Source organism: Sphingobacterium sp. FBM7-1 (assembly GCF_020687765.1).
Taxonomy (GTDB): Bacteria; Bacteroidota; Bacteroidia; order Sphingobacteriales; family Sphingobacteriaceae; genus Sphingobacterium.
On sequence record NZ_JAJEWJ010000003.1, the window covers coordinates 170,815 to 193,667 of the forward strand.

23 protein-coding genes are annotated in these 22,853 nt (G+C 43.1%); 10 read left to right on the forward strand and 13 right to left on the reverse strand.

From position 1 onward, the window contains the following. The first annotated feature begins 218 nt into the window (after positions 1-218). Positions 219-1,040: a thymidylate synthase gene (locus LKO28_RS07470; RefSeq protein ID WP_227694153.1), complete on the forward strand. Its 822-nt coding sequence runs from the start codon at positions 219-221 to the stop codon at positions 1,038-1,040. 29 nt (positions 1,041-1,069) lie between these two features. After that, positions 1,070-1,570 (forward strand): dihydrofolate reductase, encoded by a 501-nt coding sequence (locus LKO28_RS07475; protein ID WP_227694155.1) that lies wholly within the window; start codon positions 1,070-1,072, stop codon positions 1,568-1,570. Here the strand turns inward: LKO28_RS07475 and LKO28_RS07480 are convergent. Further along, positions 1,539-2,561, reverse strand: a complete 1,023-nt coding sequence (locus LKO28_RS07480; protein ID WP_227694157.1) for a D-alanine--D-alanine ligase — start codon at positions 2,559-2,561, stop codon at positions 1,539-1,541. The two genes, LKO28_RS07475 and LKO28_RS07480, sit on opposite strands and share 32 nt — an antisense overlap. 141 nt (positions 2,562-2,702) lie before the next feature. On the opposite strand from LKO28_RS07480, the gene LKO28_RS07485 reads away from it, so the two are divergent. The 4 genes from LKO28_RS07485 to rpsA all read left to right on the forward strand — a co-directional run bounded on the left by LKO28_RS07485 (position 2,703) and on the right by rpsA (position 6,934). Then, a complete protein-coding gene (locus LKO28_RS07485; protein ID WP_227694158.1) occupies positions 2,703-3,458 on the forward strand; it encodes a PASTA domain-containing protein in 756 nt (251 codons plus the stop codon). A gap of 6 nt (positions 3,459-3,464) precedes the next feature. After that, positions 3,465-4,508 (forward strand): endolytic transglycosylase MltG, encoded by a 1,044-nt coding sequence (gene mltG / locus LKO28_RS07490; protein ID WP_227694160.1) that lies wholly within the window; start codon positions 3,465-3,467, stop codon positions 4,506-4,508. Positions 4,509-4,518: 10 nt separating this feature from the next. Beyond that, positions 4,519-4,923 (forward strand): acyl-CoA thioesterase, encoded by a 405-nt coding sequence (locus LKO28_RS07495; protein WP_227694162.1) that lies wholly within the window; start codon positions 4,519-4,521, stop codon positions 4,921-4,923. 76 nt (positions 4,924-4,999) lie between these two features. After that, positions 5,000-6,934 (forward strand): 30S ribosomal protein S1, encoded by a 1,935-nt coding sequence (rpsA, locus tag LKO28_RS07500; protein ID WP_227694164.1) that lies wholly within the window; start codon positions 5,000-5,002, stop codon positions 6,932-6,934. Between the two features lie 73 nt (positions 6,935-7,007). Here rpsA and LKO28_RS07505 read toward each other — a convergent pair whose 3' ends face one another. Together LKO28_RS07505 and LKO28_RS07510 are read right to left on the reverse strand one after the other, a co-directional pair. Then, the gene (locus tag LKO28_RS07505; RefSeq protein ID WP_227694165.1) at positions 7,008-7,547 is read right to left on the reverse strand and encodes a hypothetical protein; all 540 of its coding nucleotides are present in this window, start codon (positions 7,545-7,547) and stop codon (positions 7,008-7,010) included. A 96-nt stretch (positions 7,548-7,643) separates the two neighbouring features. Further along, a complete protein-coding gene (locus tag LKO28_RS07510; RefSeq protein WP_227694167.1) occupies positions 7,644-8,750 on the reverse strand; it encodes a hypothetical protein in 1,107 nt (368 codons plus the stop codon). 150 nt (positions 8,751-8,900) lie between these two features. Between LKO28_RS07510 and LKO28_RS07515 the strand changes: the two genes are divergently transcribed. Together LKO28_RS07515 and LKO28_RS07520 are read left to right on the forward strand one after the other, a co-directional pair. After that, positions 8,901-10,859, forward strand: a complete 1,959-nt coding sequence (locus LKO28_RS07515; RefSeq protein WP_227694168.1) for a tetratricopeptide repeat protein — start codon at positions 8,901-8,903, stop codon at positions 10,857-10,859. Beyond that, on the forward strand, positions 10,852-11,463 hold the full coding sequence (locus LKO28_RS07520) for a response regulator (RefSeq protein WP_227694170.1): 612 nt from the start codon (positions 10,852-10,854) through the stop codon (positions 11,461-11,463). The genes LKO28_RS07515 and LKO28_RS07520 overlap by 8 nt, the downstream gene beginning before the upstream one ends. Before the next feature lie 63 nt (positions 11,464-11,526). Here the strand turns inward: LKO28_RS07520 and gyrB are convergent, their stop codons facing one another. Next, on the reverse strand, positions 11,527-13,485 hold the full coding sequence (gene gyrB / locus LKO28_RS07525) for a DNA topoisomerase (ATP-hydrolyzing) subunit B (protein WP_227694171.1): 1,959 nt from the start codon (positions 13,483-13,485) through the stop codon (positions 11,527-11,529). A 214-nt stretch (positions 13,486-13,699) separates the two neighbouring features. Here gyrB and LKO28_RS07530 point away from each other — a divergent pair, with 214 nt between their 5' ends. Further along, positions 13,700-14,323: an OmpH family outer membrane protein gene (locus LKO28_RS07530; protein WP_227694173.1), complete on the forward strand. Its 624-nt coding sequence runs from the start codon at positions 13,700-13,702 to the stop codon at positions 14,321-14,323. A 59-nt stretch (positions 14,324-14,382) separates the two neighbouring features. Here LKO28_RS07530 and tsaB read toward each other — a convergent pair whose 3' ends face one another. The 5 genes from tsaB to mscL all read right to left on the reverse strand — a co-directional run bounded on the left by tsaB (position 14,383) and on the right by mscL (position 16,476). Continuing rightward, positions 14,383-15,087, reverse strand: coding sequence for a tRNA (adenosine(37)-N6)-threonylcarbamoyltransferase complex dimerization subunit type 1 TsaB (gene tsaB, locus LKO28_RS07535; protein ID WP_227694175.1), 705 nt, complete (start codon positions 15,085-15,087; stop codon positions 14,383-14,385). Between the two features lie 5 nt (positions 15,088-15,092). Beyond that, positions 15,093-15,347 carry a membrane protein insertion efficiency factor YidD gene (gene yidD, locus LKO28_RS07540; RefSeq protein WP_227694177.1) on the reverse strand — a complete coding sequence of 85 codons (255 nt, stop codon included), beginning with the start codon at positions 15,345-15,347 and terminating at the stop codon, positions 15,093-15,095. Next, entirely contained in the window at positions 15,310-15,720 is a 411-nt protein-coding gene (locus LKO28_RS07545; protein ID WP_227694179.1) for a ribonuclease P protein component, read from the reverse strand. The genes yidD and LKO28_RS07545 overlap by 38 nt, the downstream gene beginning before the upstream one ends. Before the next feature lie 52 nt (positions 15,721-15,772). Beyond that, complete coding sequence (gene rpmH / locus LKO28_RS07550; RefSeq protein ID WP_227694181.1) at positions 15,773-15,931, reverse strand: 50S ribosomal protein L34; 159 nt, start codon at positions 15,929-15,931, stop codon at positions 15,773-15,775. Between the two features lie 137 nt (positions 15,932-16,068). Then, positions 16,069-16,476, reverse strand: coding sequence for a large-conductance mechanosensitive channel protein MscL (mscL, locus tag LKO28_RS07555; protein WP_227694183.1), 408 nt, complete (start codon positions 16,474-16,476; stop codon positions 16,069-16,071). Positions 16,477-16,653: 177 nt separating this feature from the next. On the opposite strand from mscL, the gene LKO28_RS07560 reads away from it, so the two are divergent. Continuing rightward, the gene (locus LKO28_RS07560; RefSeq protein ID WP_227694184.1) at positions 16,654-17,295 is read left to right on the forward strand and encodes a response regulator transcription factor; all 642 of its coding nucleotides are present in this window, start codon (positions 16,654-16,656) and stop codon (positions 17,293-17,295) included. 127 nt (positions 17,296-17,422) lie between these two features. On the opposite strand, the gene ftsZ is transcribed toward LKO28_RS07560, so the two are convergent. The 4 genes from ftsZ to murC all read right to left on the reverse strand — a co-directional run bounded on the left by ftsZ (position 17,423) and on the right by murC (position 22,853). Further along, a complete protein-coding gene (gene ftsZ / locus LKO28_RS07565) occupies positions 17,423-19,138 on the reverse strand; it encodes a cell division protein FtsZ (RefSeq protein ID WP_227694185.1) in 1,716 nt (571 codons plus the stop codon). A 142-nt stretch (positions 19,139-19,280) separates the two neighbouring features. Continuing rightward, the gene (gene ftsA, locus LKO28_RS07570) at positions 19,281-20,642 is read right to left on the reverse strand and encodes a cell division protein FtsA (protein ID WP_227694186.1); all 1,362 of its coding nucleotides are present in this window, start codon (positions 20,640-20,642) and stop codon (positions 19,281-19,283) included. Between the two features lie 38 nt (positions 20,643-20,680). Beyond that, positions 20,681-21,508 carry a cell division protein FtsQ/DivIB gene (locus tag LKO28_RS07575; protein ID WP_227694187.1) on the reverse strand — a complete coding sequence of 276 codons (828 nt, stop codon included), beginning with the start codon at positions 21,506-21,508 and terminating at the stop codon, positions 20,681-20,683. Then, positions 21,501-22,853, reverse strand: a complete 1,353-nt coding sequence (gene murC / locus LKO28_RS07580; RefSeq protein WP_227694359.1) for a UDP-N-acetylmuramate--L-alanine ligase — start codon at positions 22,851-22,853, stop codon at positions 21,501-21,503. Before murC ends, LKO28_RS07575 begins: the two co-directional genes overlap by 8 nt.

Genomic DNA, 22,853 nt, shown 5'->3' on the forward strand with positions numbered 1-22,853 from the left:
GCTTTGCGGAGATGCGGCATCAGACGACCTTATATAGTTCTGCGGCCATTTTTCTGAGGACGATTCCGTTAAAAACAAAATGCTGTTTGAACGCAGTGAGTTCCATTTTGTTTAGGAATTGACAAAGAAAAATAGCAGAACAATATTCCGTCTTGATTTTTTTGCTTCATTTTTTTATCAAGAAAAAAAGAAGAAAAACCCCTATCTTCGTTGTCATTATGAAACAATATTTGGATTTATTGAAGCATGTTTACGAGAATGGGGTGGATAAGACGGATCGGACGGGTACGGGTACGCGCAGTGTATTTGGGTACCAGATGCGTTTTAACTTAAAAGAGGGTTTCCCGTTGGTGACAACAAAGAAACTGCATCTTCGCTCTATCCTACATGAATTGATCTGGTTTTTGAAGGGCGAGACGAATATCCAATATTTGAAAGAAAATGGTGTAAGTATTTGGGATGAATGGGCGGATGAAAACGGGAATTTAGGTCCGGTATATGGTTCGCAGTGGCGCTCCTGGCCGACGTCCGACGGGCGGCATATAGACCAGATTGCACAGGTTATCGAGCAGCTCAAAAAGTCACCGGATTCTAGACGGATTATCGTATCAGCTTGGAATGTGGCCGAAATAGAACATATGGCGCTTCCTCCCTGCCACGCTTTTTTCCAATTTTATGTAGCACCGGCGCAGCCTGAAAAGGGCTTATTGAAACCGCAGCTTTCTTGCCAGCTTTACCAGCGAAGCGCGGATATTTTCCTCGGGGTGCCTTTCAATATTGCATCATATGCCTTATTAACCATGATGGTGGCTCAGGTATGTGACATGGAAGTGGGTGATTTTGTGCATACTTTGGGCGATGCTCATATATACAGCAACCATTTTGAGCAAACCGAACTGCAGTTGAGCAGAGAACCAAAACCACTGCCGACGATGAAAATAAATCCGGACGTAAAAGATATTTTCGATTTTAAATTTGAGGATTTTGAACTGGAGAATTATGAGTTTCACCCCCATATCAAGGCTCCGGTAGCGGTGTAAATATGGTGGTGGTATAGTATAAGCGATGAATGATGAGTGATTTAAAAATAACATTAATTGCAGCTGCGGCAGAGAACCATGCTATTGGTAAAAACAATCAGATGTTGTGGCATCTGCCCAATGATTTTAAACATTTCAAACAGCATACGGTAAACCATTCTGTGGTGATGGGCCGAAAAACTTATGAGTCTATAGGTAAGCCTTTGCCGGATCGACGCAATATCGTGGTGACGCGTGATCTAAATTGGACAGCAGAGGATGTAGATGTCGCGAATTCGCTGGATGAAGTCTTGACCTATTGCCGTGATGAGCGGGAGATCTTTATTATAGGCGGTGCAAATATTTACAAACAAACACTCCCATTAGCCCAACGGGTACTATTGACGCGGGTACATACTTCTTTAGCTGGGGATGCGTTTTTCCCGGAGCTTCCGCAAACGGAATGGAAAAAAATAAAGGAGGAGCGGCATGCACAAGATGAACGGCATGCCTATGATTTTACGATTGAGTTCTGGGAGCGGACAACATAGCCGCTTCTATCAACTCGGCGTAAAAATCGCTTTCTTTCATCCCTTTTGCACGGACTTGCTGTGGAATAAAACTTTGTTCCGTCTGCCCGGGAATGGTGTTGATTTCGATAAAGTAAAATTTATCGGTTTCCTGTTCTAAAAAGAAATCGACACGAACCATACCTTTACAGTTTAAACGGATATAAATATCTTGGATAATGCGCGAAGCACGCTTCTGCTGTTCGACAGTAAGATCTGCTGGTGTAATCTCTTCGGTTAATCCGGGCACATACTTGGCTTCAAAATCGAAAAATTCCCGGGTGGTACGTACCTCTGTAGCGGGCAACACAATCAACTCACCTTTTGCATTGCGAAATATACCTTGGGAGAATTCACGTCCGGTAACGAACTCTTCGACCAAGACCTGATGCCCGGTATGAGCTGCTTCAAAGGCTTTGTCAAGCGCGACCGGCAATTCGGCGGCTTCTTTCACTTTAGACATGCCGATGCTGCTACCGCCTGCATTGGGCTTCACAAAATAAGGTAGTTTTAAATTTTGTTGTACCTTCTCGGCTGCTTGCTGCCGGTCTACTTCGAATAACAAAACGGAATTTGCGATGTGAAGATCGGTAATCCCGTTTACTACCGCTTTTGTATAGCCTTTATTCATTGTTAATGCAGAGGTGAGCGCATCACAAGAGGTATAAGGAAGACCAATCATATCAAAATAGCCCTGTAAACGGCCATCTTCTCCGGGCGAACCGTGCAGGATGATGAAAGCTACATCAAAAGTGACGATATGATCGTTGATAATCAGCGAAAAATTCTCGCGGTTTATGGGGACTTTAATACCGGCTTCGGTTACGTGGAACCACGCATCTAGACTGATTGTTATGGGGTAAATATCGTATTTTTCCTTATCGAGCTGTGCTTGTACAAAGGCGGCACTCTTAAAAGATACTTCTGCCTCACCGGTATAACCGCCCGTAATTAACGCCACTTTTGTTTTCATCGCCAATCTCTTATAATTGCAAATTAATGTTAAACGAAAGCAAATATAACTTGTGTTACGGGGAAAAAAGAATAATTTTGTCTATTATATTGCCTGTTCGGCGCATGGCTTAAATGTGCTTTAATTATAGAGAAACAACACATGTCGAAATTATTATTGTATCTCAGAACGGATACGTTTAGAAAAAATTTAATTGGTGCACTCATCGCATTTGTACTCCTGTTTTTAGGGATCTATTTCGGCCTTCAATGGTATACTAAACACGGTGTGTCGATTGAAGTTCCGCAGGTTAAGGGGCTCCATATCGATGAGGCGGTTGCCGCATTGGAAAAAGCGGATCTGGAATATTCGATCGATTATGTGTATCAAATGGACGCAGCGCCGGGACTGGTCATCGAACAGGATCCGGACCCGAAAGCACAAGTGAAAAATGGACGGACGATCTATTTGACCATCATCACCGAGACACCGCCCGAGGTGGCTTTCCCGGATATTATCGACAAGACTTTGATTGAAGCATCGGCTATTTTAAGAAACCAGTCGCTTAAAATTGCAGACACCGTTTATAAAGCGGATATCGCCCGCGATGTGGTACTGGATGTTAGGTTTGCTGGACAACCGCTAAAAGCTGGACGGGTGATTCCGAAAGGTTCGCAGATCACATTGGTACTGGGGAATGGGCAGGGTGCTGATGATATCGAAGTACCTAACTTAATTGGTTTATCTTTATCGGAAGCTCGCTTTGCGCTTTCGGGTGTGGGGCTGAATCTAGGGAATATTACCTACTCAGGCATGGTCACGGACTCCTTGTCGACTACGGTTGTTGCGCAACAACCGGATACGACCAGCGGTTTTATTAGTCTGGGCAGTCCGGTAAATGTTACTTTAGCGAACTAAAGCACCATGGCAGAGAAAAGAGGTGCTTTTAGAAAAATAGCGGGTATTATCCTCGTGGTGGTTTTGGTGCTTGGAGCGGTAGTAGCCTGGTTGGGTTATCAGGCTTTCCTAGCTCCTAGTGTGACGGACAAACAGGAGTACTTGTATGTTAAATCGAACGATACGTTTGCGGATGTTGTACGCACGGTTACGGAACAGCAACTGGTGAAAGATACGAGGTTTTTTCGCTATGTGGCAGAGGCCATGGAATATCCGACTAATGTAAAACCAGGACGTTATAAACTTACCGAAGGTATGTCTAACCGGCGGTTGATCGGCAACTTGAGAGGCGGCTACCAGGAAGCGGTGAAGTTTAGGTTTGAAAACATCCGTCTGATAGGGAATTTCGCCGGACTCCTGGCTAAAAACTTTGAAGCGGACTCGGCAGCGTTTATGACGATTCTTCAAAATGAAAATGTTGCGGAATCTTATGGCTTTACCAAGGAGAATTTCTTTACGATGTTTATCCCGAATACCTACGAGATTTACTGGAACACGGCTCCGAACAAAATTATCGCGCGTTTTCACGATGAATACAACAAATTCTGGACGGCTGACCGCAAAGAAAAAGCTGCCGCCATCCAGTTAACTCCGCAAGAGGTGGGTGTCCTCGCCTCTATCGTAAAGGGGGAAGCACTCCATATTGATGAGATGCCTGATATTGCTGGTTTATACCTTAACCGGCTGGAGAAGGGGATGTTGTTACAGGCGGATCCGACCGTGATCTTCGCAAACAATGATTTTACCATCCGACGGGTGCTTAATAGACACCTGACGATCGATAATCCTTATAATACGTACCGATATAAAGGTTTGCCGCCGGGACCGATTATGCTCCCGAGTATTGCGGCTATCGATGCGGTGTTGAACCATAGTCAGCATGATTATATTTATATGTGCGCGAAAGATGATTTTTCGGGATACCATAATTTTGCCAAAACTCAAGCGGAACACCTTATAAATGCCCGCAAGTTTCAACGCGCGCTGAACGAACGAAATATAATGCGATAGGAGGAACAGCATGTTTGCACACGAAACAAAGATACGGATACGCTATGCCGAGACCGATAAGATGGGCTATGTCTATTATGGCAATTATGCTTCGTTTTATGAGGTAGCACGTAACGAGATGCTCCGTAGTACGGGCATTACTTATAAAGATCTGGAAGACATGGGCATAATGATGCCCGTAACTGACCTGGTCTGTAAATACCACCAGCCGGCACGATATGACGATTTGATTACGATCAAAGTGTATATCAAAGAAAGACCTATGGTGCGTATCCAGTTTGAATATGAAATATATAACCAAAATGGGGTTTTGCTGAATACGGGATATACCCAGCTTGTGTTTGTCGATATGGAAAAGAACAGACCCTGCCGGGCACCACAGATTTTCCAAGAGAAGATGGAACCTTTTTTTTAATATAATCTATTGTAAATAAAAGTTTTTCGTATCTTTGCAGTCCTTGCAACGCAAGGAAAAGGAGAATTAATAATTAATGGCAAAAAAACAAGAAGCAGAAAAAGAGTTAGCGGCGAAAAACGCAGAGCTACAAGGTGCTGACACTAAAGTAGTGAAAGACACTGAACAAATCGAGTCTGAAGCAGATTCAAAATTAATCGAAGACATCAAATCTACCACGTGGAGCACACCTGAAGGTGACTTTGACTGGGATTTAGATGAAAAAGCGTTCGGTAACTACAGTGACGCAGAGCGTGCTAAATTAGAAGAGCAGTACGCTGGAACGTTCAACCAGATCAACCAAGGTGAAATCATTGAAGGTATCGTGGTTTCTATCAACAACAAAGATGTGGTATTGAATGTAGGTTTCAAATCTGACGGCCTTGTAGCAGCATCGGAATTCCGTGACTTACCTGACTTGAAAGCTGGTGATAAAGTGGATGTGTTTGTAGAATCGCAAGAAGATGCAAACGGTCAGCTTGTATTGTCACGCAAACGTGCTAAAACTCAAAAATCTTGGGAAGCTATCAACCAAGCATTGGAAAACGATGCAATTATTGATGGTTTCGTTAAATCTCGTACAAAAGGTGGTTTGATCGTGGACATCAAAGGTGTAGAAGCTTTCTTACCTGGTTCACAAATTGACATCAAACCTATCCGTGATTACGACGTATACGTAGGTAAAACTATGGAGTTCAAAGTGGTTAAAATCAACCATGAATTCAAAAACGTTGTGGTATCACACAAAGTATTAATTGAGGACGATTTAGAAAATCAAAAATCTGAAATCGTTGCTAAATTGGAAAAAGGACAGGTATTGGAAGGTACGGTTAAAAACATTACTGACTTCGGTGTATTTATCGATTTAGGTGGTGTTGACGGTTTACTTCACATTACAGATATTTCTTGGGGCCGTATTGAGCATCCAAAAGAGGTATTGGCTTTAGACCAAACAATTAACGTTGTTGTATTGGATTTTGACGATGAGAAAAAACGTATCGCTTTAGGTCTTAAACAACTATCTGAGCACCCTTGGGAATCTTTGGATACCGAATTAGCAGTAGGTTCTAAAGTAAAAGGAAAAATCGTTACGGTTGCAGACTACGGTGCATTCCTTGAAATTATCCCTGGTGTAGAAGGTTTAATTCACGTATCAGAAATGTCTTGGTCTCAAAACTTACGTTCACCACAAGAATTCTTGAAAGTAAGTGACGAAATTGAGGCAGAAATCTTGACATTAGACCGTGAAGAACGTAAAATGAGCCTAGGTATCAAACAATTGACTCCTGACCCATGGAAAAACATCACAGAGCGTTACCCTATCGGTTCTAAACAATCTGCTGTTGTGAAAAACATGACTAACTTCGGTGTATTCGTAGAGTTAGAAGATGGAATCGATGGTTTAATCCATATCTCTGATCTTTCTTGGTCTAAGAAAATTAACCACCCTAACGAATTCACTAAAGTAGGTGAAACATTAGAGGTTGTTGTTTTAGAACTTGACGAGGAGAACCGTAAGCTTTCTTTAGGTCACAAACAATTGGAAGAAAACCCATGGGATACATTTGAAACCATCTTCACAGAAGGTTCTGTCCATGAAGGTACTGTAATCAAAGTTGGTGACAAAGGTGATATCGTTGCGTTACAATATGGTGTAGAAGGCTTCTGCCCGAACAAACACTCTATTAAAGAAGACGGTAACCCATTGAAAGTTGACGAGGTTACAGAATTCAAAATCATTGAATTTAACAAAGAGAACAAGCGTCTGGTTATTTCTCACTCACGTATCTGGGAAGACAAAAAATCAGAAGCTCGTATCGAAGAATTCAATGCGCGCAAGAAAGAAGCAAAAGCTGCAAATTCAGCTGTGAAAAAAGTAAAAGACTCTGTAGAGCGTTCTACGCTAGGTGACTTGGATGTTTTAGCACAATTGAAACAGCAAATGGAAGGTGATGAAAAGAAATCTAAATAATTAGATTCTATCTCCATATTTCAAAGCCCCGATTGGAAATCCAGTCGGGGCTTTTTTTTTAAACGGTTCTCCGCTAAAACTTAAACGTTAGACCGACATTCAGTACCGAAACGCCGTAGCCTAATTCGGCGTATGCCCCTATTTTATCGCTAAAAAACCATCGGCTACCTAAAAATCCACTTAGCCCCATACCACTCCCATAATTGTTGACCATAGCCATATCATCCCCATCGGAGGAATATTTAACGATATTATATCCAAGCATAGCTCCACCATATACATCTAGATTCGGCACCGTAGTAAAACCATTGTAATGATAAGCTCCGCGCGCTCCTACCACAATGTAATTCCATTTATAGGTATAATTACCGCTACTATATTTGTATCCGGTATTGCCGACATAGCCTCCTAAACTGATTATGCCTGGACCGCCAACATCCCATACGCCGTGATCAATGGAGGCGCTAATGGCAGGACGAGCTTTTCCCAATCCACCAAGCGCGGTTCCTAAACCCACACCGACATTTGCGGTAGTTGTTCCTTTTTGAAAGGGCTGCGCCTGGGCAGCGGCGGCAACAAAAATTGCCAAGAGAATAAAGATTGATTTTTTCATTTTTTGTTCGTTTTATTAATATTTACTGCTATATCGCTTTATCGGTCTGTTCTCGTTATCATCAGCAGAGGTTTTATTTTTTGAAAACTATGTTCATTAATTAGTCGCGTATAAAATCGTTGAGCCTTGCTCCCAATAAGGAGTGTTACTATAGGCGTTACGCAAACCCAACCAATCGCCTTTTATCGGAGAAGAGTTGCTTCCATCCCCATTGGTATCTCCGCCGTGTGCATCATCTTTATAGGAAGTAAGAATCGCTGTTGGATGGAGATTTATATTTTGGGGAGCTTGCCGTTGCAGACCGGCGCTCGAACGCTTAAATTTCACAATGGCGCCCGATCCAATGTTTATCGTGGAGGAGCTGTGAACTTGAAGATATTCGTCTAGGACGTAAGGCACTTCGGTATTATTCCAGTTCACCGTTACGTCAAATCCGCCGGAAGAATAGTGTAAATAAATACCGTTATGTGTATTGACCTGTGTAGGATTTTCCGGATTGTGAAATTTATTACTCGGATCTAATGTATAATAAGCATTGAGTTGTATCGGCTTACCGTTATCATAAAATACATTGTTTGTGAATTTGCTAACTGTCGGATCATTCATATAAGACGTTCCGTAAAATGCACAAGAGCTGTCATAAGATGCATTGTTGTTGAACATCGTATGGGCAACCCGGCAATTATCAAATGTAAAAGAAACAGAACTTGGCCCAGAAATTTTAACAGCATTATAGAACCCTCCCCTATTTTGGCCAGCATACAATATGTCGACGTATTGAAATATTGTTTCGGTTGTACCGTTAAGATAAAGCTGCTGCCAATCGCCTTTGGCCGGCGTAGTAGCATTTCCGTCGCTATTATTATCCCCACAATATCGATCGTCTGCCAGCGAGGTAAAAACAATACGCTTTTCTGCTGTTCCGATCGCGATAATCTTACCCCCAACGACGTCTATACTGGCGTCTTTTAGTTTTACAATCACACCTGGCTTTATCGTCAGTACGGACCGTACCGAAACATTTGCCCCGTTGATGACGTATACATTTCCCGCCTCCCACACGGTGGGTTGATTAATTGTTCCAGAGACTTCTATGACATTACAGTTTTGCGGAAGTTCTTCCTCTGGGTTTACTTCTTCCTTCTCGCAGCCTACTATCCACAAACAGGGACATAGTGCCAAAATTTTTAAAATTGTTTTCATGGCTTTTTATTTTAGTTTAATTAGGACCAAAGTTACGGGAGCGTGATCTGCCAACTTACCCCCAAAAGGGGGTTTTTATTGGTTATAAATAACTTACCTTTGTTAGTATGATAACTAACAAAAATTGACAAACCCCTTATAGAGAGCGTTATGCATAGATATTTATATAACAAGCTGAAAAGGCAATCCTGGCTATTAGTTGTCTGGGGGGCGTTTGGTTTTTCGGCTGCTTTGTCGGGACAATCTGTAGATTCTTTGATTTTGAAGCATACCGATACAAACGGAAAAGTGAATATGGACTCTTTGCGGGTAATAGGAAAGCGCCTTTTATATGGCCATCCGGATAGCGCTGTTGCTATCGCACGGCAAATGATTGATTTATCAACAAAACAGAAAGAGCCATTGCATCTCGCGAATAGTTATCGACTCCTGGCGGCTTATTATGCGGACATTGAGAATAATTGGGATTCCGCATATTTTTATAATAGAAAAGCAGAAAGTTTATACCGTTCCATTGGATGGAAAAAAGGAGAAGGAGATGTTATACACAATTATGGTGTAATAAAAACACAACAAGGTGATTATATGGAAGCGGTATCCTTATACACCAAAGCCTTACGTATATTGCATGAAGCGAGCGACACCGAAACGATCCCAAAAACGCTCAATAACCTTTCGGTCTTGTATGCTTATTTAAAAGATTTCGAAAAAGCGGAGATGTACGCTCGGGAATGTGTTGCCATATCGCGTCGGATTGGTGATGAATTGATGATGGCGCAGGGAAGTCTAGCTTTAATCGATGCGCTTTTATCGCAAAATAAGACAGAGGGGGTGACCGCCATGCTGGATGAGTTACTACAGTTGGCAGAGAAAAATAATAATACTTTTCAAATCATTGGATATTATTTTAATTACGGTAATTATTACGCCTATCAGAAAAAAGATTATAGAAAAGCAATTCCCTACTACAAAAAGTCACTTGATCTAGCAACACAATTACCTAACCCCTGGAACATCGCCAGAACACAGACTATTTTAGCGCATGTTTATTATAATAATGGTCAATACGAGGAAGCAGGTCGGATGGCGGAACGTGCTGTAAGCAGGGGTAGACAGTTGGAGCTAAAGGATCTTACAGAACGGGCATTAATTGTGCTGGCGAGAAGCAATGCGCAAGAACATGATTTTGAAACGGCATTCCATCAACTGGATTCCGCGTACACGCTTCGCGATACCATTTTCAAGGAAGAGAATCAACAGCGTCTTGCGCTGCTGGAAATGGAGTACCAGACGGAAAAGAAAGAGCTCAAGATAACGGCCTTAGAAAAACAACGTCAACTTTATATCTGGCTGGGGATCGCGGGGACGGTTATTCTATTCGTGGCACTCGCCTTTGCTTATATCCGTTATCGGTTAGCCGTCCATAAGCGAAAACTTGCGGAAGAAGAAACACAAAGACTGAAGCAGGAAAAACAATTAGTGGCTGTGCAGGCAACTTTAGACGGTGAAACCGCGGAGCGCACGCGCTTGGCGAAAGATCTCCATGATGGGCTGGGCAGTATGTTATCCTTGGTGAAATTCAATTTGCCACAAGTGAAAGGTGAAGCAGCGGTATTGGAGAGCGTGGATGTATCTCGCTTTCAGAAAGCGATCGGTATGCTCGATGATTCGATACAGGAACTGCGCCGGGTGGCACACCATATGATGCCGGAATCCTTGCTGCGCTACGGTTTAAAGGCTTCCTTAACTGATTTTTGTGCCGATATCCCAATCGCTGATTTCCATTACTTTGGGGACGAAACCCGCCTACCGGAAAAAATGGACATTATGATTTATCGCTGTATACATGAACTGGTCAATAATGCGATCAAGCATGCGCAAGCGAGCCACATCAATGTACAGTTGGTGCAGGACAAAGATCGCATATCCTTTACCGTGCAAGATGATGGTATCGGGTTTGACCAGGAACAAGTCTCAGAAGGTATGGGTTTACAAAATGTGCGACAACGTGTGGATGCTTTCCAGGGCAAAATGAATATTTATTCTTCGGGGCAGGGTACGGAGGTTCATGTAGAGCTGGAGTTCTCAAATAAGGATAAAAATGATTAACGTAGCGATTGTAGACGACCATAGAATTCTAACAGAGGGCTTGCAAAGCCTCATCGCCGAATCGGCGATAGCCAAGGTTGTGGGCGTAGCTCATAGTGCGGCAGCGTGCAGGCTTTCTCTCGCCTTCTGGAAACCGGATGTTCTGTTATTAGATGTGGGGTTGCCTGATATTAGTGGCGTGGATTTTTGTAAGGAAATAAAAGAACAATTTCCGAATATCAGGGTACTTGCTTTAACGACGCATAGCGAGTATACTGTTGTTCGGCAAATGTTGGACAATGGTGCTTCGGGTTATTTGATCAAGAATGCGATGGCCGACGAAGTGATGGCGGGAATAGAGGCTGTGGCAGCGGGGGAAACGTTTTTATGCCACGAAATCGATCTGCTCATGAAGCGTCCGGCAGAAAAAAATGTGTGGCTAAGCCCTCGGGAACGCGAACTACTGCTGCTCATTTCTGAAGGTTTAACCAATACCGAAATTGCGGAACAAATTTTCCTGAGCCCGGAAACAATCCGGGGCTATAGAAAAAATCTTTTGTTAAAGCTCGGCGCAAAAAATACGGCGGTACTGGTCAAAATGGCAATTGAACAAAAGTTAATATAGGTTCTAAAAAAAATCCCGGCTTCTAAATAGAGAGCCGGGATAAATCATATAATCCGCTAAGTATTATACGTCGATCTTCGCATATTTGGCGTTACGCTCGATAAATTCTCGACGTGGTGCAACTTCGTCACCCATCAACATCGAGAAAATACGATCACATTCCGCTGCATTTTCGATGGTTACCTGACGCAAGGTACGTTGATCTGGATCCATTGTGGTTTGCCATAACTGTTCTGCGTTCATCTCACCGAGACCTTTATAACGCTGAACGCTAACAGAGTCTTCTTTTCCAGCACCTTTTAAGCGTTGAATAGCTGCCAGACGTTGATCTTCGCTCCAAGCGTACTCGAATTCTTTCCCTTTTTTAACTTGATAAAGCGGCGGTGTCGCAATATATACATAACCTTTCTCTATCAGCTCCTTCATGTAACGGAAATAGAACGTTAAAATCAGGGTCGCGATGTGCGAACCGTCGACGTCCGCATCCGTCATGATGATGATTTTATGGTAACGTAGTTTCTCTAGATTAAGGGCTTTGGAATCTTCTGCTGTCCCAACACTGACCCCCAATGCCGTAAACATATTCTTGATCTCTTCGTTTTCGTAAATCTTGTGCTCCATGGCTTTCTCCACGTTCAAGATCTTACCTCTCAATGGCATAATGGCTTGAAAACGGCGGTTGCGCCCTTGCTTGGCTGTTCCTCCCGCCGAGTCTCCCTCGACAAAGAAAATTTCGCAATTTTTTGGATCGTTATCTGAACAATCGGCCAACTTTCCAGGAAGTCCAGATCCCCCCATCACGGTTTTACGTTGTACAAGCTCCCGGGCTTTGCGTGCCGCGGCACGCGCTTGTGCGGCAATGATTACTTTCTGTACAATGGTTTTTGCCTCGCGTGGGTTTTCTTCTAGGTAAATGCCTAAGATCTCTCCTACCGCCATATCCACTGCTCCCATTACTTCGTTGTTTCCGAGCTTTGTTTTGGTCTGCCCTTCAAATTGGGGTTCGGCGACCTTGACGGATACCACAGCGGTTAATCCCTCACGGAAATCATCCCCGGTAATATCGATCTTCAAGTTTTTTAATAATCCGGATTTGTCGGCATAAGCCTTCAATGTACGGGTTAGCCCCCGACGGAAGCCCGCTACGTGTGTTCCTCCTTCAATCGTATTGATGTTATTTACATAGGAATGTACGTTTTCGGCGTAGGTATCGTTATACTGCAAGGAAAGCTCTACGGGGATTCCTTGTTTTATGCCTTCTACGTAGATAGGTTCCGGAATAAGGGAATGACGCGTGCCATCTAAAAACTTCACAAATTCACGCAATCCGCCTTCGGAATAAAAAACATCTGATTTCAGCTGCCCGTCTTCATTAATTTCCCGTTCGTCAGTCAGCGATAAGCGTATGCCTTTATTTAGAAACGACAGTTCGCGTAAGCGGTTTGCTAAGGTATCGTAGTTATACGTGGTGGTCATGGTGAAAATTCCGGGATCCGGCCGAAAGGTCACAATGGTTCCGGTAATCTCGCTTTCCCCAATTTCCTTGACGTTATACAAAGGTTTCCCTTTCTCATATTCCTGCTGGAAAATCTTTCCTTCACGATGGACGACAGCAGATAGATGGGTAGATAATGCGTTGACACAGGATACCCCTACACCGTGCAAACCGCCAGACACCTTATAGGTATCTTTATCGAATTTACCTCCGGCGTGTAAGACGGTCATAACCAATTCCAATGCCGATTTATTTTCTTTTTTATTGATACCGGTTGGAATACCGCGTCCATTATCTTTCACTGAAATCGCATTGTCACTATGAATAGTAACCGCGATCTCCGAACAATATCCGGCGACGGCTTCATCAATAGAGTTATCAACAACCTCGTAAACCAAATGGTGTAACCCTTTAATGCCCGTGTCACCGATATACATGGACGGCCGTTTACGTACCGCTTCCAGACCCTCTAAAACCTGAATATTATCCGCGGAATACGCTGATGAATTCTTATTTTCTTCGCTCATGAAATTAAATTAAAATGAGTACCGTTTAACATTCAAAAATACGATTTTTTTCGCTAAAAATCAAGAGATAAAGTTCCTTGGCGTTAGTGATCGAAAGGATGTTAAAACAGCAGCGATGTAAGGGGATGATCGGTATAATTTTGCGAAGAAGTAATAAAGATCTTCTAAAATTTGATTTTTTATCTTAGGTTTGTTTTCGGAAAACTATATTAGAATGAATAAATTATATAAAACTGTATCAAATGTATCCCTAGGATTGGTGGTCACGCTGGCTGTTGCTTCCTGTAATCAAAATGCAAACACGGGAACGACAGCTGCTTCGAACGATTCTAGTGCGACCGTGGCAAATGTTAATGAAGGCGAAAAAATCGTTTATATAAACGCTGATACCTTATCTGAAAAATACGAATATTATAAAGATATTAGAACGAAGCTGGAAGCTAAGGTTAAAAAAGCGCAGAGTGATCTGCAGAGCAAAGGACAGGCTTTCCAACGGGAAGTAGCCGAATACCAACAAAAGGCAGCTGGTATGAGTGCTTCTGAGCGCCAGGCTACAGAAGAAAGACTGGCTCGTAAACAAGATGAACTGGGACGCTTAGATCAAAACGCTTCGGCTTCTATCGCTCAAGATGAATCGACGGAATTTAACAACGTATATAACACCATCTCGGAATACCTGAAAAAACATGCGGAAGAAAAGGGTTATGAATTGGTATTGACGTATTCCGTCTCTAATCCTACCGTTTTATATGCGGAGAAGAAAAAGGATATTACTTCGGAAGTTGTAACTGCGCTGAATAAGGAATATCAGGACAAGAAAGCGAAAGAAAAGAAATAATAGGTCTGATACAGACACACATGTAAAAGCGACGGTCCTAAAAGAACCGTCGCTTTTGTTTATTTCCGCTTTTTAGGCGTTGTGGCGATAAAGTCTTTGAGGTAATAGGGTTCAAAATAAACAACGTCTTCAAAAGATCCTTGCTGAAACTTTTGGAAGGCGGACTGGTCTAAAAAGGAAGCTGCATTCCGAAAATTGGTCTTTACCTGAATGGACTCCCGCCCATCAAAAAGCGTATCGAATTTATCTGCGCCACTACCGAAAAGTACATAACCTGGATGCCCGGTGGTTGCTTCAAATGAATGCTCGTCTATGATCTCGGCAGCCGTTTCTACTAGACAGTCCAATTCCGCATTGTATTTGGCCATATATACTTCCATCCGCCGGGCGTCGATCATGGGTACTAATATCCGGCCTTCTTCTATATCATGTCTTTGGGAAATAAATCCGTAGGTCATCGCCTCCAATGTATTTACCGCAATTAAGGGAATATCTAGCGCGTAGCATAGCCCCTTTGCCGTGGATACACCGATTCGCAGACCGGTATATGAGCCGGGCCCTTTACTAACGGCTACGGCGCGAAGATCACTTCGTGTGATAGCTGCTTTTTGTAATACTTCGTCGATAAAGAGCGTTATGTTGCTCGCATGCAAATTGGGTCCGTCCGCCTCCACTGCAGCGATGGTTTTCCCATTTTTCGCAAGGGCAACGGAACATACCGGCGTGGCGGTTTCTATTTGTAAAATGTATGTATTTTCTGTCATAAATATTATGGAACGGGATCGTGTCCATGTCCTCCCCAAGGATGGCATCGCAAAATACGACGAATTGCTAAATATCCGCCCTTAAACGGACCGTATTTCAGAATGGCTTCTTTGCCATATTGTGAACAGGTGGGTGTATAGCGACAGTTGGCTCCCAAGAAGGGCGAAATGAAAAGCTGATACAGACGAATGATAAGCACAAAAAGCCACTGCAATGGCTTTTTAATCAGTTTTGTCCATATGATTTGGAATATGCTCATCTTGCAGCTTGGCTAATACTTTTTCCATACGTTGGTGAAGCATGGTGTAAGGTTCCTTTTCCTTGCCGACGTATTGAAACGCCAATAGCAAATGTAGGGAATTCGCTTCGAGTAGCTTATACAGATCTGATTTCTGCAAGCGATAGGCCTCCCGGATACGACGCTTTAGCGCATTCCGGTCAACGGCTTTTCGAAAGCGGCGCTTGGAAACCGAAATTATACATTGCACCGGAACCGATGGCGAAGGCGAAGCCGGCTTACATAACCATACCACTCGATAGGGGTAAACAACAAAAGAAGAACCATTACGGAAAAGACTTTCAATAAGTCTTTTACTACATAATCGTTCTTCCTTTGCAAATGTATAGCTCATTGTGACTATTTGCCGAAACACAAGCCCACAGGAGCCACCGACCTATAATTTCTTATCTTTTGTGACGGGATTCGTCGGATACAGAAAGACGTTTTCTTCCTTTAGCTCTACGAGCAGCCAATACTCTTCTACCGTTAGCTGTACTCATACGCTCACGGAAACCGTGTTTATTTTTTCTTTTTCTTAACGAAGGCTGAAATGTTCTTTTCATGACGCTATTATGCTTGTTTTTATATCTTTATCAATCTTCCCCACATATAAGGGAATGCAAAAGTACTGTTAATTTGGAAAAGAAGCAAATTTGAAATACATAAATTTGCTTCATCACGATGATAAAGCACGAAGTTTTTATTTGCTCCGCAATATATCCCGAATCTCCGCTAACAGCACTTCCTCTTTCGTTGGTGCCGGAGGTGCAGCTGGCGCAGCTTCTTCTTTACGTTTCAAAGAATTAATCCCTTTAATAACCAAAAATATACAAAACGCAATAATCAGGAACTGAATAACAACGTTAATAAAATTACCATAAGCAATAGCAACTTCCGCGGTACCAGCGGCCTCATTCGCCTCCGTGATAACATACTTCATGTTACTGAAATCCACCCCCCCTGTAACATAGCCAATAGGTGGCATGATAATATCATCTACCAGGGAAGTGACAATTTTACCAAATGCACCTCCGATGACCACACCTACCGCGAGATCAATAACACTCCCTCGCATGGCGAATTCCTTAAACTCTTTTAAAAATCCCATAATTTTAATTTTAAACGATCAATAACCAAAAATGACAATTAAATCTTCAATATTCAAGCTTTTTTATCACATTTTTGATATATACAACCTATATCTCTTAAGAGAGTTTTATATATTTGTCACAGAGAGAAAGACTTATATTATATTTTAACCTTGATGTCAGATAGGCAGCCTCTAATGAAAAGAATATTAATAGCGGACGACCACAGCATTGTAAGATTGGGGGCTTCCATGATTATTAAGGAATGTATTAGTGATGCTGCTGTCCAACACGCCGAAGACTATAATCAAGTCTATGCACATTTGCGCAATGAGCCGTTTGATTTACTATTGCTAGACATCAATATGCCGGGCGGAAACAACGTAAATGTGATTCAGGAAATATTGAATATTCAGCCGCAAATTAAGATATTAGTTTTCTCATCTTACGACGAAAGCATCTTTGCTTTACGCTACATCAATGCAGGTGCCTGTGGTTATCTGAATAAGACAACGGCGATGTCTGAGCTTAAAATGGCTATTGAAAGCATCATGACTCGTGGGAAATACATGTCAGAGGCAGTAAACGATCTTTACATACAAAAGCTCACGATGGGAAAATCTTCTTTCGACCAGAGTAATCCGTTACATAGATTGTCTAATCGGGAAATGGATGTGACCAAACATCTTGTTAAAGGCTTGGGAGTTTTGGAGGTTGCGAAATTAATGGAGCTCAGTTCCTCTACCGTGAGCACGTATAAAGGTCGGGTTTTTGAAAAATTAAAGGTGAACAATATCCCTGAACTCGTTGAATTGTTCAAGTTACATAGTGAACGCTAGCTCTTCTTGGGATTCCGCGGATATTTTTTCCGACTCCACCCCGCATGGATGATTGTTAGCCAGCAAAACAGCTAAAAAGAAAAAGACAGCATGCTTGCTGTCTTCTCCTCTATATCTTAACCGATCATTAATCTACGTTATCGTGCAAAAATGAATTATTCGGTCGAATCTCGGTTTCTCCATCATCAAATGATAAGGTAAACCGCGACACTTGCGATTGTGATGAATGCGGCACATCCTCTAATGATTTTTGCCTGCGTTTATAAGCTGGTTCGTTTTCCAATTCTTGCAAACCATTACTCGATTTCAATTTCATACTCAACTCTTTCAAACGTAAGATGCGTTCTTTCGTCTTCATCAATTGATCTTCAAAATCAATTTCTTTCTCTGGTGCAGACTCTATATAAGCTGCGGGAGGTTCTTCTCTCACCACATTTTCCGGCTTCTCGGTCTCCTCGGCAGGCTGTGCCTCCTTGTTGTTGTATACGTCGAATACCGAAGGCAACTTAAATTCAAACACGGAAGGTGTCGTTTTCAGTTCAAAGCCTGATTCTTCCGCTACTTCCTCTTGCTCCGGCTCTTCCAAGCTGAGTGTATGCCGAATTACCTCCGGCTCCTCTTGCTGCTGCTGTCCCACGGCCACATGGATAGGCTTGGGCGAGGTAAATAAGTCACCTTGTGGGGTCGTCGGCGTTCCAAATGAAAGGGTTTTATCTGTTGTGTCTTGCGCCGGCTTTATATAAGCATGCTGTGTATCAGTAGGCTCTTCTTTTTTAACAAACTGATTTTGTACAATCGGCTTAACGAATTGTTTTGTTGTCGATTCGGGAGTTAAAGGTAGGGCAATTTTTTCCTTCTCCTTTTCTTTTACACGCTCTTCAGATGTTTGGAAACCTGTAGCAATGATGGTTACCGACAATTCATCTTCAAAGTTTTCGTCAATACAATTACCCCATATAAGATCTGCCGAGAGACCCGCTTGCTCCTGAATATAATCAGTTACAATCGCAACCTCATCCATCGTTACTTCTTGTTTACCGGAAGTAATGTTAAGCAAGATGTAACGTGCTCCCTCAATTTCGTTATCTTTTAACAAAGGAGAAGCTAACGCACCGGTTACGGCCTCTAACGCGCGATTTTCGCCGGTAGAAATAGCATTCCCCATAATAGCTACGCCGCTATCGTTCATGACGGTACGCACATCTTTAAAATCCACGTTGACATAGCCTGGAATAGTGATGATTTCTGCAATACCCTTGGCAGCTGTTGTTAAAATATCATCTGCTTTTGCAAAAGCAGCTGTCATGGTTAAATTACCGAATATCTCGCGCAGACGATCGTTCGAAATTACTAAGTAGGAATCTACGTATTTACGAAGCTCCGCCAAGCCCTCTTCGGCTTGTGAACGACGGCGCTTACCTTCGAATGTAAAAGGAGTTGTAATAATAGCAACGGTTAATATACCAAGCTCTTTCGCTGCTTTAGCCAATACGGGACTCGCGCCTGTACCGGTACCTCCGCCCATACCCGCTGTAATAAAAAGCATCTTGGTATTGGTCCCTAACATGCGCTTGATATCCTCAATACTTTCAATTGCGGAATTTTCGCCTACATCGGGGTCGGCGCCAGCGCCCATTCCTTCTGTCAAACTTGCTCCCAGTTGTACCTTATTAGGAATAGGACTTAATTCTAAGGCCTGCGCGTCCGTATTACATACGATAAAGTCTACACCGCTAATCCCTTGCTTGTACATGTGGTTTACGGCATTGCCACCGCCACCACCAACGCCAATAACCTTGATTATTGACGATTGTTCCTTTAACATTTCAAATTGTATCGACATAAAATACCCTATTTAACTCTTGCTAAACCACTTAGAAACCCCCAATAGGCTCAACAATTCAAACGTAATAATACCAAAATTCTCACAATCGTTTTCCACATTTGTGAATTTGTGGAAAAAACACACGATGTGGAAAACTAGACTACTTTCTTCCTATAAACGTGTCGTCATCAATTCCTGTATCGTCCTTAATAAAATCGGACAACAGCTTAGAAAACCAACTTTCTTTTTTGTTCTTCTCTTCGGCTATATCTTTTACTTTTCCGCTTTTTTTGGACGCGACTTCTTCGTGCTCACCCGCTTCTGCGTCTTCAATCGCCTGCACGCCTTTAATCAACAAGCCAACGGAGGTCGCGTACATCGGACTTTTCAACTCTTCCAATGCTTGCTTGTTCAGCATTTCTGTTTTTGCCAAATATTCGTTGGGATAACCGATGCGGCAGTCGATACCGGTAATGTATTCCACCAATTGCACCAAATGTTTCAATTGTGCGCCACCGCCCGTGATAACGATACCTGCAATCAGCTTGTCTTCATAACCAGAAGATTTGATTTCGTAGTAAACGTGTTCAATTATTTCTTCCATGCGTGCCTGAATGATGTAGGCAAGGTTCTTTACCGAGATTTCTTTGGCTTCCCGTCCGCGAATGCCGGGCACGCAGATCACCTCGTTATCTTTGTTCTCATCTGCCAAGGCTGAGCCGTAACGTACTTTAAGTTGCTCAGCCTGATTCCGCAACACGGAGCACCCTTGTTTGATATCCTCGGTTACGATATTGCCACCAAGTGGAATAACAGCTGTATGGCGAATGATTCCTTCATGGAAAATTGCAACATCTGTTGTACCTCCCCCAATGTCGACCAATACGACTCCGGCAGTTTTCTCCTCGTCATCCAACACAGCTTCAGATGATGCAAGAGGCTCTAAGACCAAGGAAGAGATTTCTAGATCGGAATTATCTACACAACGTTTAATATTGTTGATATCGGTAACACGACCAGAAATAATATGAAAATTAGCTTCTACTCGGCGTCCGGCCATACCGATCGGCTCCTTGATACCGGGCTCGTTATCGATGGTAAATTCTTGCGGCAATACGTGGATAATCTCTTCGCCCGGAGGAAGCACCAGTTTATACATATCGGATATCAATTGCTCGACATCAAAACGGGTAACTTCATCGTAATCCCGTTTGGTCAGGATGCCCCGATGTTGAATACTCTTGATGTGCTGCCCAGCAATTCCAACGTTGACCACTTTGATGTCCACGTTAGACTGGGATTCGGCGATGGAAACCGCATCTCGGATACTAGTGACCGTTCTTTGGATGTTCGCCACTACCCCACGGTTTACGCCCGACGATTCAGCCTTCCCTACCCCTAAAAGTTCGATCTTATTCGACCCACTGCGCCGACCGACCGTAACACAAATCTTCGTTGTTCCGATATCCAATCCCACGATGATTGGGCTATCTTTTTCGTTTTCTGCTAATCTTGGCTTCATAATATGCTGTGTGTTTTGTTGCTGTTTATTCAAATCAATTATTTCATTTTAAGTTGCATCTGCAAACTATCTAACATCCATCCATTTCTCCGTTCGCAGATAATCTGTCCATCATATTTTACATTTACTTTTTCATATGCATCGGTTCCCACTTTGGGAAGGATGTTTTTATAAAAAATTTCTAACCGTGCAAACTTTTCGTCTAATTTATCGGCATCACCGATAACGAGCGGCTGTGTGCCAACACGAGGCACAATCTCTATATCCTGTCGACCATCCACATATAACTGGACAATCTGGTTACTCCACAGCGGATCGTCTTTTACACGCTCTACAATGGCAACTAAATCCTTCACCAGCTCGGTCTGAATGGTATCCAACGGCTTTTCATAACTTTCTTGGATATTTCCGCTAGCCACCAAAACATGTGGAACATACTTTAATGTAACGGGAACTTTTGCTCCTTGCGTATCAATATAATATTCTTTTCCTGCTTTATTAACAATCCGTAAAATAACCTCCCTTTGCTGTACCACGACTTGTAATATTCCGTCCATATCCGCATAAATTTCTGCATTGGATACATAGGGAAGTGCCAGCAAAGCCTTTTCAATCTTATCGGCTGGGATATCTTTCAACGGTTTTCCGACTACTTCTCCGAATTCGGTACGAACCAATTCTGAAATATCGTGCTGATCAATGAAAGTCTCCTTGCCTTCTACAACCACTTTCATCGATGCACAAACCTGGGCGTTATCTTTTTTCTTGACCAAGCTCATGAGCATCCCTAGGCCTATCATAGCGATAAGCCCTATACATAGATAGCCAAGCTGCCTCCAAGGTATGTTACGCACGAACTTAAGCATCTAGAATCTCCTTTAAAGGTTTTACTAACCGATCAATATCACCGGCTCCTACCGTAACGAGCAGCTCGGGACGGGTTTGCTTCACCTTGTCTAGTACATCGGCTGGTGTCACCAGCTGTTTCTGTGCAACATCGATTTTATCGAATAACCAGGCGGAATCCACACCTTCGATAGGCTGTTCTCGCGCCGGATAGATATCCATGAGAAGCAATTGATCTGCCAACCCCAATACTTCGGCAAAGCCATCTATGAAATCACGTGTCCGGCTATATAGGTGGGGCTGAAAAACCACCGTCAGCTGTTTTGTTGGATAAAGTTTCTTGACCGAGGTCAGGAACGCACGTAATTCCTCCGGATGATGTGCATAATCGTCTATATAGACCTGCGCGGATGTTTTCACTACATATTCAAAGCGTCTCTTCGCACCTTTGAAGGATGCTAAGGCAGACTTTATTTTGTCTGCGGCTATGCCGAGTTGTAGGGCTACCGTAATCGCGGCCACCGCATTCTCGACGTTATGAAACCCGGGAATACCTAAGGGTATATCTGCGATAACGGTGTCTCCGGCGGCATAATCAAAATAGAACACCCCTTCTTCTACCCGGATGGAACGGGCATAAGCATCACAGGGGTCCTCTTTTGCGTAGGTAACATCGCCACCGAAGGGCAAACCTTTTTTCACGATCGCGCTACCATCGGGAACAACTCGTTGCAAAAACAGCTCAAACGATGCAACCAGATGCTGCGCATCACCATAAATATCCAAATGGTCGGGATCTGCTGAGGTTACTACGGCTATGTTGGGATGCAGCGTAAGAAACGAACGATCGTATTCGTCAGCTTCTACCACCACGACATTATTGGCACCGTAGAGAACATTGCTGTTGTAATTTGAGCTTATACCACCAAGAAAAGCCGAGCAGTCGAAGCCGGAATCCTTAAGCACGTGCGCAATCATGGTAGATGTTGTGGTTTTCCCATGGGTTCCGGCTACGGCGATTGTAAAGCGACTCGCGCTGATAATACCTAATACTTCCGAACGCTTATATAGCTTAAAACCTTGCGCTGCGAAGTAAGCTTTCAACTGCAATTCCTGCGGAATGGCCGGCGTAAAAATCAATAGGGTCTCGTCTGAAGGCTGTTGATATGCGGCAGGTACTAGTGTAATATCGTCTTGATAGATAACAGGAATCCCTTCTTGAACCAGCGTCCGCGTCAACTCCGTTTCCGTTCGATCGTAGCCCTGCACGTCGCAGCCCAAGTGCTTAAAATAGCGAGCGAGGCCACTCATCCCTATCCCCCCGATTCCGAGCAGGTAAACACGTTTTATGTGATCCAGATTCAT

Excerpts from the sequence above, each read along its gene's own strand:
- tsaB (WP_227694175.1), bottom strand. The coding sequence starts at position 15,087 with ATGACAGAAAATACATACATTTTACAAATAGAAACCGCCACGCCGGTA.
- gyrB (WP_227694171.1), bottom strand. The coding sequence starts at position 13,485 with ATGAGCGAAGAAAATAAGAATTCATCAGCGTATTCCGCGGATAATATT.
- LKO28_RS07560 (WP_227694184.1), top strand. The coding sequence starts at position 16,654 with ATGAAAAGAATATTAATAGCGGACGACCACAGCATTGTAAGATTGGGG.
- LKO28_RS07495 (WP_227694162.1), top strand. The coding sequence starts at position 4,519 with ATGTTTGCACACGAAACAAAGATACGGATACGCTATGCCGAGACCGAT.
- rpmH (WP_227694181.1), bottom strand. The coding sequence starts at position 15,931 with ATGAAAAGAACATTTCAGCCTTCGTTAAGAAAAAGAAAAAATAAACAC.
- LKO28_RS07505 (WP_227694165.1), bottom strand. The coding sequence starts at position 7,547 with ATGAAAAAATCAATCTTTATTCTCTTGGCAATTTTTGTTGCCGCCGCT.
- LKO28_RS07545 (WP_227694179.1), bottom strand. The coding sequence starts at position 15,720 with ATGAGCTATACATTTGCAAAGGAAGAACGATTATGTAGTAAAAGACTT.
- ftsZ (WP_227694185.1), bottom strand. The coding sequence starts at position 19,138 with ATGTCGATACAATTTGAAATGTTAAAGGAACAATCGTCAATAATCAAG.
- yidD (WP_227694177.1), bottom strand. The coding sequence starts at position 15,347 with ATGAGCATATTCCAAATCATATGGACAAAACTGATTAAAAAGCCATTG.
- mscL (WP_227694183.1), bottom strand. The coding sequence starts at position 16,476 with ATGGGATTTTTAAAAGAGTTTAAGGAATTCGCCATGCGAGGGAGTGTT.
- LKO28_RS07475 (WP_227694155.1), top strand. The coding sequence starts at position 1,070 with ATGATGAGTGATTTAAAAATAACATTAATTGCAGCTGCGGCAGAGAAC.
- LKO28_RS07520 (WP_227694170.1), top strand. The coding sequence starts at position 10,852 with ATGATTAACGTAGCGATTGTAGACGACCATAGAATTCTAACAGAGGGC.
- LKO28_RS07510 (WP_227694167.1), bottom strand. The coding sequence starts at position 8,750 with ATGAAAACAATTTTAAAAATTTTGGCACTATGTCCCTGTTTGTGGATA.
- LKO28_RS07575 (WP_227694187.1), bottom strand. The coding sequence starts at position 21,508 with ATGCTTAAGTTCGTGCGTAACATACCTTGGAGGCAGCTTGGCTATCTA.
- LKO28_RS07480 (WP_227694157.1), bottom strand. The coding sequence starts at position 2,561 with ATGAAAACAAAAGTGGCGTTAATTACGGGCGGTTATACCGGTGAGGCA.
- LKO28_RS07470 (WP_227694153.1), top strand. The coding sequence starts at position 219 with ATGAAACAATATTTGGATTTATTGAAGCATGTTTACGAGAATGGGGTG.
- rpsA (WP_227694164.1), top strand. The coding sequence starts at position 5,000 with ATGGCAAAAAAACAAGAAGCAGAAAAAGAGTTAGCGGCGAAAAACGCA.
- LKO28_RS07530 (WP_227694173.1), top strand. The coding sequence starts at position 13,700 with ATGAATAAATTATATAAAACTGTATCAAATGTATCCCTAGGATTGGTG.
- LKO28_RS07485 (WP_227694158.1), top strand. The coding sequence starts at position 2,703 with ATGTCGAAATTATTATTGTATCTCAGAACGGATACGTTTAGAAAAAAT.
- ftsA (WP_227694186.1), bottom strand. The coding sequence starts at position 20,642 with ATGAAGCCAAGATTAGCAGAAAACGAAAAAGATAGCCCAATCATCGTG.
- mltG (WP_227694160.1), top strand. The coding sequence starts at position 3,465 with ATGGCAGAGAAAAGAGGTGCTTTTAGAAAAATAGCGGGTATTATCCTC.
- LKO28_RS07515 (WP_227694168.1), top strand. The coding sequence starts at position 8,901 with ATGCATAGATATTTATATAACAAGCTGAAAAGGCAATCCTGGCTATTA.
- murC (WP_227694359.1), bottom strand. The coding sequence starts at position 22,853 with ATGAATCTGGATCACATAAAACGTGTTTACCTGCTCGGAATCGGGGGG.